Origin of the sequence: Glycomyces amatae, assembly GCF_020991375.1 — a bacterium.
Classification (GTDB): Bacteria; Actinomycetota; Actinomycetes; order Mycobacteriales; family Micromonosporaceae; genus Glycomyces; species Glycomyces amatae.
In genome coordinates this window covers 98,500-110,948 of record NZ_JAJLQZ010000001.1, presented here as the reverse complement: position 1 = coordinate 110,948, position 12,449 = coordinate 98,500, and the positions used below count along the sequence as shown (strand labels likewise).

Sequence of the window (12,449 nt, the reverse complement as noted above, 5' to 3'; positions counted from 1 at the left end):
GGCGGGCCGTCACCTTTCGGCCGCCGGGTCGTTGAACGGGGTTGAGACCTGATTCGCGCGGCGCCTCGGGTCGGCACCCGTCCGAAGACGCAGTTGGAGACACACAGGCATGGGAAGACACACCACGAAGCTCGGTCAGCAGTCCCGGGCCCAGACGCGTCCCCCGCTGCCGTACCCGGTGAACGACGGCCGGGTCGCCCCGGCGCTCCAGGAGGCGCGGGACCGCCGTTCGCAGCGGCGCCGCTCCCGCCTGGCGGCGGTCTCGGCGGCCTCGATGCTCGCGGTCGGCGGTGCGGCCGGCGTGAGCATCGCGACGGCCGAGGAGCCGGAGGCGGGCGGCGGCGGCGAGATCGTGTTCAGCGGCGACTGCGGGACGCTCGGCCTGATGTCGGCGTCGTCGATCCCCGACTCGTCCGAGGTGACGGTGGAGCGGGGCTCGCAGGTGCGCTACAGCAACGACCTGGGCACCGCGGCCGAGCTGCACGTGGGCGGCGAGGTGTACGACATCGCCTCGGGCGCGACCCAGGTGTTCGAGATGAACCGGTCGGCCGAGGTCGCGATGGTTCCCTCCTGCCACGGCCTGTTCGCCGAGTACGAGTCGGCGCAGGTGCTGGTGGTCGACGCGCAGTCCGAAGAGGACGAGTCGGGCACCGAGGAGCCGGACGAGCACGAGCTCCCGGCGGTCGACGAGCCCGAGGACGAGGCCGAGCCGGACTCGGAGCCGCAGGACCGCGGCGCGGGCGAGGGCACGGCCCAGCAGGGCCCCGACGCCGGTGCCGCCGACGAGGCGGCCGAGGAGGACGACGCGGCCGCGGCGGACGCCGAGGAGGGCGCCGACGACGCCGAGTCGGAGGTCAACGCGTTCGGCCCGCCGCCGGGCGCCGATGACGCGAACCCCGGCGACGAGGCGCCCGCCGCCGAGGACGAGGTCGTCGCGGTCGACCCGAAGGCGGTCGCCGACGGCGCGAACGGCCTGCTCGCCCTCGTGGCGATCATCTGCCTGGTGGGGGTGGCCGCCGCGGTGGCGCGCACCCTCCTGAAGCAGCGGGCGACGGCATGACGGCCCTCGCCCCGCAGTCCCCGGCGCCGCAGGCGGCCGCCGCGTCCGGTACCGCCCACCGCACGCCGGCCTGGTCCGGCGGGCGCGTGCGCAACCGGCGCGACCGGCAGCGGGCGGCCCGGTGCGTCGCCGGCCCGGAACCGGCCCGCGCCCGCGCGCCCTACGCGCGGTCGCGGCGCCCGGAGGCCAGGACGCCGCTCGCGGCCTCCGCCGCGGCGGCGCCGCGGGCCTCGACCCGGTCCGGCACGGCGGAGTCTCCGTGAGGCACTGCGCCTCGGGCGATCGTTGATGGTCAATTCCTCCCCAGGTCCCACACCGAGTGCCCGGACCAGTGCCTCACGGCCCCGCATTCACGAATGCTCCTGATCGAAGCGCCCGTCCCGCGACGGGCGCTTCGCCGTTGGACGGCGGCGGGCCGGCGAGCGATGATGGAGGGAGCGGGGTACGCGGGCGCAGGTCGGGCACCGATACGCAACCGTTACGGAACTCTCCATCGACTCTGCTTGTGGTCGCTTCGGTGACTGCTTTAGCGTGGGCCGAGTACTTCGTCCGCGTCCCCCGCATTGAAGATCAGGTTCCCCGCTGTGACCGCTAAGCCCCACGCCTCGCGCCGGCTCTGGCCCTACCTCGCCGTGCCGGCCCTCGCCGTGCTCGTGGCGGCGACGGTCTACCTGACCGGTGTCGCCGGCGACGACGGCGGGTCGGGCGGCTCCGCCGAGGAGACCCTGCCCGGTTCGCAGGCCGACGAGTCGGCGGTCTCCGACTCGTCCATGCTGCCCTCGGACGAGGAGCGGCGCCAGGCCGCCGAGGCCCAGCTCCAGGCCGACCTCGAGCGGGCCGTCGAGGAGTACATGACGGGGCTGGAGGACGAGAACTTCTACGCCTCGGTCGCGGTGGACGACGGCGAGTTCCAGCTCGACTACGAGGGCGACGTCCAGTACGACACCGCCTCGATCGTCAAGGTCGAGATCCTCGCGATGATGCTCGAGGAGTACGGCACGCTCGACGAGGTGCCCGGCTGGCTCCTGGACCGCGCCGAGCTGATGATCCGCAACTCGGACAACGAGGCGACGAACGACGTGCTCTACGGCGGGACGTTCGACGACGGGCACGCGGCGATCGCCCAGGCGCACCTCGACTTCGGGCTGGAGAACACCAACCCGAACGAGACCGAGCAGTGGGGGAAGACCCAGACCACGGCCGTCGACCAGCTGCGGGTGCTCGAGCTCGCGCTGTACGAGGAGGGCGGGGTGCTCGACGCCGAGCAGGTCGAGTACGCGCGCTCGCTCATGGGCGACCTCGCCGACTTCCAGGAGTGGGGCGTCTCGGCGGCGGCCCGCGACGACGAGGCCGTGTGGATGAAGAACGGCTGGGACACCCGCGACGCCATGGGCGGCGAGTGGGTCGTCAACTCGATCGGCGTCATCGCCGGGGACACCGAGTCGCCCATCGAGATCGCGATCATGACCGGCGGCTCGGCCTCGGACGCCGAGGGCATCGAGCGGGTCGAGGAGCTGGCGGCGATCGTCCGCACCATCGTCGACACCGACCCCTACGCCTGATCCGGCGGCGCGCCGCGGGTCCGCGCCCGCGGGCCGTCGACACCGGTCCATCGACGCCGGGCGCGCGGTACCGGGCCCGGCGGCTCACTGTCCGCGACCGGGGTCTTCACCCGGACCGCCCCGCGGTGCACGCCTTCGGGTGGCACGGGCGCGGCGGGCGCCGGTTCCCGTCGTACCCGCGCGGGAGGACCGGCCTGCCTTCCCCTCTCGTGGAGGGTGGGGTCGGGGACGGGGAGACCGGTGGTTCTACCCTCGCGGGATGAGCGATCTGATCTCCGCGCTGAGCGAGGCCGGCCTCGAACCCGTCACCGACGTCGACATCCTCGCCGCCCACTCGCAGGACCACGCCGACCTGGTCGAGGCCGGGCGCGCCGCCGCGCTGGTGCGGGCCGCCTCCACCGAGGCCGTCAGCGCCGCCGTGCGCATCGCCGCCGAGTTCGGCGCCCCCGTCGTGGCCCAGGGGGCCCGCACCGGCCTGGCCGGGTCGGCCACCGCCGTCGACGGCGCGGTCCTGCTCGACCTCTCCGGGATGGACCGCATCCTCGCGATCGACCCGGTCGATCGGCTCGCGGTCTGCCAGCCCGGCGTCCTCAACGCCGCGATCTCCGCGGCCGCCGCCGAGCACGGGCTGCGCTACAGCCCCGACCCCGGGTCCTGGCGGATCTCCACCATCGGCGGGAACATCGCCACCGGCGCGGGCGGCATGTGCTGCGTCAAGTACGGCACCACCCCCGAGTACGTGCTCGGCCTCGAAGTGGTGCTCGCCTCCGGCGAGGTCATGCGTTGCGGGCGGCGGACCGCCAAGGGCGTCGCCGGGTACGACCTGGTGCGCCTGTTCTGCGGTTCCGAAGGGACCCTGGGGATCATCACCGAGGCCACCCTCAAGCTCTCGCCGGTCCCCGCCGAGCGGCTCACGCTCGCCGCGGTCTTCGGCACCACCGCCGACGCCGGGCGCGCCGTCACCGCGATCATGGCCTCCGGGGCGCAGCCGAGCCTGCTCGAGCTCATCGACAACACCCACCTGCGCGCGCTCGAGGCGCTGCGGCCCATGGGGCTGCCGACCGAGGCGGCCGCGCTGCTGCTCGTCGGCGCCGACGCGGACCCCGACGGGGAGCTGGCCGCGATCGAGCGGCTCTGCGAGGCCGCCGGCGCCTCCGAGGTCCACCGGGCCACCGACGCGACCGAGGCCGACGCGCTCCTGGAGTCGCGGCGCAGCGCCTACCACGCGATGGAGCGGCTCGGGACCGTCCTGGTCGACGACGTGGCCGTGCCCCGCTCGCGCCTGGCCGACGCCCTCGACGGCGTCCAGGCCGCCGCGCGGCGGCACGGGGTCGTCATCGGCGTGATCGCCCACGCCGGGGACGGCAACCTGCACCCGAACATCATCGTGCACCCCGAGGACCCCGCGTCCCTCGCCGCGGGGAGGGCCGCGTTCGACGAGATCCTGGAGATGGCGCTTGCCATGGGCGGCACCATCACCGGCGAGCACGGCGTCGGGATGCTCAAGCGCGACTGGCTCGCCAGGGAGCTCGACCCGGTCAACCTCGCGGTGCAGCGGCGGATCAAGGACGCGCTCGACCCGCTCGGCATCCTCAATCCCGGAAAGGTCCTCGCAGGTTGAACCGCGGGCGGCACCGTTGCACCGCATGAGAAAGGGATGATGCGGTTTCGTGTCGAAGCCGTGACACAGTAATGGGGCCGCAGCGCTTGCCCATTCGCTGCGGCCCCGATAAAGTGGAGGAGCTCCACTTTTCATTGGCACCAGTAGGGCTGTGCCCGATTGCCCTTACTGGTTGTGCCCCCGGATTGTTCCGTGCCTCCCGGAAGACTGCCCATGTCCGTCCGTTCGGCTTGTCGGCGTGACCGGAACACTCATTACTATGAGGACCGTCTCTGAACGTGGCCTGTGCCGAGCCTGGGAAGAACCTGGGAAACGATGCGGAACCGTTACGAAGGCACCGTGAAACCCCCGAGTTTGACCAGCTCAGCCGTGATGTCGGGGCGCTGCATGACGGATTCCCCGTCGATCTGGGTGATGAAGGCCACACCTCGCACGGAGGAGCTCAGCCACGCGGCCTCCGCGTTCTTCAAGTCCCCCAACGAGATCAGCCGCTCGGCCGTCTTCAGGCCCGCCTTCGGCGCCTGCTCCAGCAGGTGGGCGCTCGTGGTCCCCGGCAGGATGCCCGCCGAGACCGGCGTGGTGCACAGCGTCTCGCCCTCCAGCCACAGGAGCGAGGAGGTCGGGCCCTCCAGGGCGAAGCCGTCGGCCGAGACCCACAGGGCGTCGTCGGCGCCCTGGGCCTTGGCCCAGCGGGTCACGGCCATCATCGACGCGTAGGACAGGGCCTTGACGCCGCCTAGAAGCCACGGGGCTTCACCCCGCGCGTCGGCATTCACCCCCAGGGTCGCCGTGGCGATCCTCAGGCCGTCCCGGCGCGGCAGGACGCGCTCGCGCGGCACCGGGTCGACGGTGGCGTAGACGGTGGGCGGCCCGCCGTGCTCGCGGCCGCGGGTGGCGACCAGGCGCAGGGCGCCCTCGCCCTCGGCGCGCTCGCGCCAGGCCTCCAGGGCCTGCTCGGCGAGGGCGGCCAGGTCCGCCTTCGCGGGCAGCTCGAACTCCATGCGGCGCGCGGAGTTCGCCATGCGGTCGAGGTGCTCGGAGAGCAGGAAGGCCTGCCCGTCGCGGACGTTCACGGTCTCGAAGACGCCGTCGCCCCGGAGGACCCCGAGGTCGTCGGCGCACAGGAGCGGCGCGTCGGAGTCGACGACGCCGCGGTGCAGTACTGCGGTCACTAGTGCCATGGCCTCATTCTGCCCCCCGCCCCGAACGGGGCCGCGGAGCACGCGTGCGCGCCGCGGCGGGCGCAGTACGATGCAGTCATGCCCACCGAAGCCGAGGCCGAGACCGAACTCGCCGCGGTGCTGCGCTCCAGGGGCCTGCGCATGACCGCGCAGCGCCAGCTCGTCCTGGAGGCGGTCCGCGACCTCGGGCACGCGACTCCCGAGCAGATCCACGAGCGCATCCGCGGCCAGGTCGAAGGCGTGAACATCACCACGGTCTACCGCACCCTCGACCTGCTCGAAGAGCTCCAACTGGTCTCCCACACCCACCTCTCCCACGGCGCCCCCACCTACCACCTGTCCGGCGACCGGGGCCACGCCCACCTGGTGTGCCACCGCTGCGGCCGGATCACCGAAGTCGAGCCCTCCATGTTCGCCAACGCGCGCGAGGAAGTGGCCGACGCCACCGGTTTCGTCATGGACGTCGGCCACGTCGCCGTCTTCGGAACCTGCGCCGAATGCCTGGAGAAGCACACATGACCGACACCGCCCCGTCCCCGCTCCTGAACGCGCCCGGCGCCGTCGCCACCGCGAGCGGCCGCACCGCCTGGCACTACGGCGGCCCGCTCAAGGAGCAGCGCACCGCGATGGACCCGAGCGAGGGCGTCCTGTTCGACCGCTCCGACCGCGACATCATCTCGGTCACCGGCCCCCAGCGGCTCGAGTGGCTGCACTCGCTCACCACCCAGCACCTCACGAGCCTCAAGCCGCACCAGGGCACCGAGACGCTCGTGCTCTCCCCGACCGGGCGCGTCGAGCACCACGCGAACGTCTACGACGACGGCGCGACCGTCTGGCTCGACACCGAGCCCGGCCGCGGCGAGGCCCTCCTGAAGTACCTCGAGCTCATGCGGTTCCGCACCGAGGTCGACATCCGCGACGCCTCCGGCGAGTGGGCCCTCATGACCTACGTCGGCAAGGACACCGGCGAGCACCCCGACGGCGACGACTTCGCCCGGGGCCCGGTCCTCCAGCCCGTCCCGGTCGCGAAGTTCGCCGCCAAGGACCTCCTCGCCGTCCCCACCGCCGTCCACCCCGGCGTCGCCCTGCCCCACACCGGGTGGCTGCGCCGCACCGACGCGCTGCGCCGCCCCACCTTCGACCAGCTCGTGCCCCGCGACGGCATCGCCAACGCGCTCGAGGAGGACGAGCCCGCGCCCCTCGCCGGGACCTGGGCCTACGACGCCCTGCGGGTCGCCGCGCAGCTGCCCGCGTTCGGCGTCGACACCGACGAGAAGACGGTCCCGCACGAGGTCCCGCACTGGCTCGCCGCCGCCGTGCACCTCGACAAGGGCTGCTACCGGGGCCAGGAGACCGTCGCGAAGGTCCACCACCTCGGCCAGCCGCCCCGGCGCCTGGTCATGCTCCACCTCGACGGCACCGACGAGCACCCGCCCGCCCCCGGCACCCCGGTCACCTCGGACGGCAAGGAGGTCGGCCGCATCGGCACCGCCGTCCAGCACTACGAGCTGGGGCAGATCGCGCTCGCCATGGTCAAGCGGTCGGTCGCCGCCGACACTGACGCGCGTCTCATCGCGGGCGATCAGGCCGCGCGGCTGTAGCGGCGGGATTAGCCTCGCGGTATGACTGCTACCTACCGCGGCGGCGAACCCGTCGCAGCGATCGAACGGTCCGGTTTCACCGAGAGCCTCCACCGGGGCAGCGTCGCCGTCACCGACCCCTCGGGCGCCCGCACCGCCGCGGTCGGCGACGCCGACCGCGCCGTGTTCCCCCGCTCCTCCAACAAGCCCATGCAGGCCCTCGCCATGCTCCGCGCCGGCTGGGAGCCCGCCTCCGAGGCCGACCTGGCCATCGCGGGCGCCAGCCACCGCGGCGAGCCGTTCCACATCGAGCGCGCCCGCTCCGTCCTCGCCCACGCCGGACTCGGCGAGGAGCACCTCCAGTGCCCGCCCGACCTGCCCGGCGACCCCGACGCCCGCAACGCGGTCGTCGCCGCCGGCGGCGGGCCCCGCCGCGTGTACATGAACTGCTCGGGCAAGCACTCGGGGATGCTCGCCGCGTGCGCCGCCGCGGGCTGGGACCCGGGGACCTACCGCGACCCCGAGCACCCGCTCCAGCGGCTCATCGCCGAGACGGTCGAGGAGCTCACCGGCGAGTCCGTCGCCGCGACCGGCGTCGACGGCTGCGGCGCGCCGGTCCTGGCCGTCTCCCTCACCGGGCTCGCCCGCGCCTTCGCGCGCCTGGTCGAGGCGCCCGAGGGGACCCCCGAGCGGCGCGTGGCCGACGCCATGCGCGCCAACCCGATCCTCGTCGACGGCACCCGCGGCCCCGACCACCGCGCCATGAGCGCCCTGCCGGGGCTGCTCGCCAAGGGCGGCGCCGAGGGCGTCCACGTCCTGGCCGTCCCCGGCGTGGGCGCGGCGGCCGTGAAGATCGACGACGGCGGCGGCCGGGCCTCCACGCCCGTGGCGCTGCGCGCGCTCACCGCCCTCGGCGGACTCGCCGTCCCCGAGGACGCCAAACCGGAGGTCGACGCCCTCCTGTGGCCGGAGGTCCTCGGCGGCGACCGGCCCGTGGGGCGCCTGCGCCCCCTCCTGTAGTGGCCTGCGACTCAAGCGGGGCAATACCCGGTTGAGGGGCACCGGCCCAGCCCTGTAGCATTGGCTCGTCGCAAGTACTGACACTCGCGCGAGTGGCGGAATGGCAGACGCGCTGGCTTCAGGTGCCAGTGTCCGCAAGGACGTGGGGGTTCAAGTCCCCCCTCGCGCACAGGCAGAGCCCGATGGTTTCGACCACCGGGCTCTTGTGCTACACCCCTTTCTTTTCCGCGGCCGGATCGCGACCGGGAACACCCCTCGGGTCTCCCGCGTTAGGCTCGGGGAGGAGACCGGGACCGGCATCACGCGGTGCCAGGGGAGCACCCGCACGACGATGCGCCGATACGACAGTGGGGCCACACCGATCATGAGCAATGCGAACACCGAACCGGAGCAGGACGGCAACGAGGAGCGCGAGTCCGAGGACGAGGAGCTGCTCATCGTCGACGCGGACGGCAACCCGGTCACGCTGGCCGAGGCGGCGGCCGCCGCGAGCGGCCAGGTGGACGACGAGGGGTACGAGTCCGATCCGACCAAGCTGGTCCCCGAGCCGGCCAAGGTCATGCGCATCGGCTCGATGATCAAGCAGCTCCTCGAGGAGGTCCGCGCCGCCGACCTGGACGACAAGGGCCGCCAGCGCCTGGCCGACATCCACGCGCGCTCCATCTCCGAGCTCGAGTCCGGGCTCGCCCCGGAGCTGCGCGATGAGCTGGAGCGGCTGTCGCTGCCGTTCAGCGCCGACGAGATCCCGACCGAGGCGGAGCTGCGGATCGCGCAGGCCCAGCTGGTCGGCTGGCTCGAGGGCCTGTTCCACGGCATCCAGGCGGCACTGGTCGCGCAGCAGATGGCCGCGCGCCTCCAGCTCGACCAGATGCGCTCGGGCGAGCTGAAGGCGCTGCCCGCGGGCGGGGAGGACCTTCCGCCGCAGCTGCGGGCCGTGATGGCCGAGCGCGCCGCGCGCGGTGACGACGGCGACCGCCATCCCGGCCAGTACCTGTAGCCGCCGCGAATGCCTTAGACTCGGCCCTGCCTTCCGGCGGGGCCGCCGGCCTTTCCGGCAGCGCACGGCCCGCGGATTTCGCCGGGAGCGGTTCGCGAGCCATAATTGGCACTCCTGGCGACGCTCGCGGGCCGGGGACAGGCACGGACCCGGCCTCCCGCCGCCGGGGTGAGACCACTGGAGAGCTGAACACGGTGCTGTACAAGACGCTGCAATGGACGGCCGCTCCGACCATCAAACTCATCTACCGGCCGTGGATCGACGGGCGGGAGAACATCCCCGAGACCGGCCCGGTGATCCTGGCGTCCAACCACCTCTCCGTGGCCGACCACTACTTCCTGGGCCTGACGACCAAGCGGCACATCGCGACCATGGCGAAGATCGAGTACTTCACGGGCGCGGGCCTGAAGGGGCGGATCATCTCCTCGACGGTGAAGGCGCTCGGGCAGGTGGCCGTGGACCGCTCGGGCGGCCGCAAGTCGGCCGCGTCCCTGGAGCCGTCGCTGGAGGTCCTGGAGGAGGGCCGGGTGTTCGCGATCTTCCCGGAGGGGACGCGCTCGCCCGACGGGCGCCTGTACCGCGGCAAGCCCGGGGTGGCGCGCCTGGCGCTGGCCTCGGGGGCGCCGGTGGTGCCGGTGGGCCTGATCGGGACGGAGAAGGTCCTGCCGATCGGGGAGTCGCGGCCGCGCGTGGCGCCGGTGGGCGTGCGCGTGGGCAAGCCGCTGGACTTCGCCCGCTACAAGGGCATGGAGCAGGACCGGGTGGTGATCCGGGCGGTGACCGACGAGGTGATGGACGCGATCCGGCGCCTGACGGGCCAGGAGTACGTCGACAAGTACGCCAAGCGGAACGGCTCGTCCAAAGAGGGCGAGGACTGAACCCCGGGGCCGGCGTCGCCGGTCCCAGGAGACGCGAAAGGCCCGGTGCGGCGCACCGGGCCTTTCGCGTCCCAGGAGCCGTTACGAGGGGGTCTCGCTCGGGGTGGCGGTGGCGGTGGTCGTCGCGTCGGCGGGCGCGGTCGTCCCGGTCCCGGAGGGCGCGGCCGTGCCGGGGGCGGTGCTCTCGCCGACGGTGTCGGGCCCGGAGGGCAGGTCGGCGAGGTCGGTGACCGTGACGCCCCAGATCTCGACGGGCACGGGCGGGACGCCGTCGTAGGCCACCGTCTCGGTGAGGGCCGCGATCTGGTCGAGGACCTCGTAGCCGTCGACGATGCCGCCGATGACGCTGACGCCCGCGGTCGGGACGGCCGCGCCGCGGATGAGCGCGAAGGCGCTGCCCGCGCGGCCGCGGTCGTCGGTGATGAGGGCGAGGACGTCGGCGACGTCGTTGCCGGCCATGCCGGTCTCGGCCTGGAAGCGCCAGCCGGGGCCGTGGGACCCCTCGGCCTCGGGGTCGAACCCGGGGCTGCCGCAGCGCAGGATCGCGGTCGGGTCGACCGCCTGCGTGGTGAGCCGGTCGCACGCGTGCGAGGTGTAGAACCCGTTCTGGGCCAGGTGGGTGAAGGCCTCGACGCCGCAGGGGGCGAGGTCGCCCCAGAGCAGGACGCTGACGTCGCCGTAGTTGGTCTGGACGGTGGCGATGGAGCGCTCGGCGGGGGTGCCCGGCTCCATGGGTTCGGCCTCGCCGTCGTCCTCGGCCTCGGTGACGCGGCACTGCTCGGAGATGACCGTCTCGGCGTCCTCGGCGCCGCCGCCGCCGTCGCGGAAGGCGAGCCAGGCGACCGCGCCGATCGACCCGGCGGTGAGGAGGACCGCGCCGAGCCCGGCCAGGCCGCGCTTCCAGGAGCCGCCGCCCTCGCGCTGCCAGGGGGCGGTGCCGCGGTAGGGGTTGGCCGCGACAGGGCTGGCTGCGAAGCCGGTGCCGTCGAAACCGGTGCCGTCGAGGCGGGGGCGCGCGCTGCGGCCGCCGCTCGCGGGGGCGGCGTCGCCGTCGACGCGGTTCCCGGCGGCGTCGCCGTCGGTGCCGCGCTCGGGGGCGGCACCGCCGTCTAGGCGCTCGGGCTCGGTCTCGTCTCTCGGGCGGCTCGGCTCCATGAATGTGCATCGTACGGTGCGCCGTCTCGCGCGAGGTAGGCGTATCCGACGCAGATCAGGCCGTAAGCGAGGGCGACGGCGACGAGGGTGCCGGGCGCGTACCCGTCCTTGGGGACGACGAGGGCGGCGGCGAAGAGCCCGGCGAGGTAGCCGATGTTGTAGACGGTGTCGTTGACGCTGAAGACGCGGCCGCGGTAGGCGTCCTCGACGCCCCGCTGGATGCTCGTGTCGACGGTGATCTTGACGCCCTGGGAGGCGATGTTCACCAGCAGGACCGCGACGGCGAACATGACCGGCCGCATGGCCCCGGCCAGGGCCGCGACCACGATCGCGCACAGGGCCATGAGGGCGATGATCCAGTTCCGGGGCCCCCAGACGCGGGTGGCGAGGGGCGTGGCGAGGGCGGCGGCGAGCACGCCGACGTTGCCGAGGACGGCGAGCACCAGGAGCCAGGAGATCGTGGTGGTGCGGGTCGGGTCGGAATCGACGTCCCAGAAGAAGCCCATGAACAGGGCGATCGCGATGATGAACACGATGCCGTACAGGAACCGGTGCAGCCCTTGGACAGCGATCACCAGGGCCGGCCCCTTGCGGCTCGCGAGGTGCTTGAACCCCGCCCACATGCCCTCGGTGGTGGCGGTGAGGCCCTTCCACAGGCCGCCGCCCGGCGCATCCTCGGCGGGGCCGAGGTCGCCGCGGCGGAACGAGGCGGTGACGACGAACGCCGAGACGAGGTAGCCGCACCCGGCCGCGAGCGCGAGCATGGAGTAGGACACGTTCGAGTCGACGAGCTTGGCGACGCCGGTGGTGGCGAGGCCCAGGCCGTAGGCGAGGGCGCCGAGCGTGGAGGCGAGGGAGTTGGCGGTGACGAGGTCGCCGGGCGGGACGACCTGCGGGTGGCAGGCGCCGAGGCCGGCGAGCACGAACCGGTTGGCGGCCAGGACCACCATGGCGCACAGGACCCACGTCCAGTTGAAGCCGCCGGCGAGGGTGAGGGCGATGACGAGCATGAGGGCGGCGCGCGCGAGGTTGGCGCCGCCGATGAGGTTGCGGCGGCTGAAGCGGTCCAGGACGGTGCCGACGTACGGGCCCAGCAGCGAGTAGGGGCCCAGGAGGAGCGCGACGGCGGCGGCGTACCGGAACGGGTCGGAGGCCTCGCCGAGGGCGGGGTTGAAGAACACCGAGAGCGCGAGCGAGGCCTGGAACATGCCGTCGGCGGCCTGCGAGGTGAGCCGCACGGCGAGCAGGTGCCGGAAGCGGCGGTTGCCCGCGAGGCTGCGAACGTGCCCGTGGGTGCGCATCGTCCGAGGATAACTCCGGTGAATGCCAAGGGGGACCCCATTTCTCGCGAAGGGCGCGAACCGCGGTGCGGCCCGGCCCGTCGGGAGGGGTCCC

The 12,449-nt window shown here is 73.5% G+C and carries 11 protein-coding genes and 1 tRNA gene; 9 read left to right on the top strand and 3 right to left on the bottom strand.

The annotated features are described in order from the left end of the window. The first annotated feature begins 109 nt into the window (after window positions 1–109). From LO763_RS00530 to LO763_RS00520, 3 genes are all read left to right on the top strand, one after another. Window positions 110–1,060, top strand: coding sequence for a hypothetical protein (locus tag LO763_RS00530; RefSeq protein WP_230599884.1), 951 nt, complete (start codon window positions 110–112; stop codon window positions 1,058–1,060). A 584-nt stretch (window positions 1,061–1,644) separates the two neighbouring features. Beyond that, window positions 1,645–2,622, top strand: a complete 978-nt coding sequence (locus LO763_RS00525) for a serine hydrolase (RefSeq protein WP_230599883.1) — start codon at window positions 1,645–1,647, stop codon at window positions 2,620–2,622. Window positions 2,623–2,881: 259 nt separating this feature from the next. Next, on the top strand, window positions 2,882–4,243 hold the full coding sequence (locus LO763_RS00520; RefSeq protein WP_230599882.1) for an FAD-binding oxidoreductase: 1,362 nt from the start codon (window positions 2,882–2,884) through the stop codon (window positions 4,241–4,243). A gap of 326 nt (window positions 4,244–4,569) precedes the next feature. Here LO763_RS00520 and LO763_RS00515 read toward each other — a convergent pair whose 3' ends face one another. Beyond that, window positions 4,570–5,424 carry an aminotransferase class IV gene (locus tag LO763_RS00515; protein ID WP_230599881.1) on the bottom strand — a complete coding sequence of 285 codons (855 nt, stop codon included), beginning with the start codon at window positions 5,422–5,424 and terminating at the stop codon, window positions 4,570–4,572. Between the two features lie 78 nt (window positions 5,425–5,502). On the opposite strand from LO763_RS00515, the gene LO763_RS00510 reads away from it, so the two are divergent. From LO763_RS00510 to LO763_RS00485, 6 genes are all read left to right on the top strand, one after another. Further along, window positions 5,503–5,943: a Fur family transcriptional regulator gene (locus tag LO763_RS00510; RefSeq protein WP_230599880.1), complete on the top strand. Its 441-nt coding sequence runs from the start codon at window positions 5,503–5,505 to the stop codon at window positions 5,941–5,943. After that, complete coding sequence (ygfZ, locus tag LO763_RS00505) at window positions 5,940–7,025, top strand: CAF17-like 4Fe-4S cluster assembly/insertion protein YgfZ (RefSeq protein WP_230599879.1); 1,086 nt, start codon at window positions 5,940–5,942, stop codon at window positions 7,023–7,025. The genes LO763_RS00510 and ygfZ overlap by 4 nt, the downstream gene beginning before the upstream one ends. A 21-nt stretch (window positions 7,026–7,046) precedes the next feature. Next, entirely contained in the window at window positions 7,047–8,024 is a 978-nt protein-coding gene (locus LO763_RS00500) for an asparaginase (RefSeq protein ID WP_230599878.1), read from the top strand. 86 nt (window positions 8,025–8,110) lie between these two features. Then, window positions 8,111–8,193: transfer RNA gene (locus LO763_RS00495), tRNA-Leu, on the top strand. Window positions 8,194–8,388: 195 nt separating this feature from the next. After that, window positions 8,389–9,021, top strand: coding sequence for a bacterial proteasome activator family protein (locus LO763_RS00490; RefSeq protein WP_230599877.1), 633 nt, complete (start codon window positions 8,389–8,391; stop codon window positions 9,019–9,021). A gap of 194 nt (window positions 9,022–9,215) precedes the next feature. Continuing rightward, a complete protein-coding gene (locus tag LO763_RS00485) occupies window positions 9,216–9,899 on the top strand; it encodes a lysophospholipid acyltransferase family protein (protein ID WP_230599876.1) in 684 nt (227 codons plus the stop codon). A gap of 81 nt (window positions 9,900–9,980) precedes the next feature. Here LO763_RS00485 and LO763_RS00480 read toward each other — a convergent pair whose 3' ends face one another. After that, a complete protein-coding gene (locus tag LO763_RS00480) occupies window positions 9,981–11,054 on the bottom strand; it encodes a peptidylprolyl isomerase (RefSeq protein WP_230599875.1) in 1,074 nt (357 codons plus the stop codon). Then, entirely contained in the window at window positions 11,009–12,355 is a 1,347-nt protein-coding gene (locus LO763_RS00475) for an MFS transporter (RefSeq protein WP_230599874.1), read from the bottom strand. The genes LO763_RS00480 and LO763_RS00475 overlap by 46 nt, the downstream gene beginning before the upstream one ends. Between the last annotated feature and the right edge of the window lie 94 nt (window positions 12,356–12,449).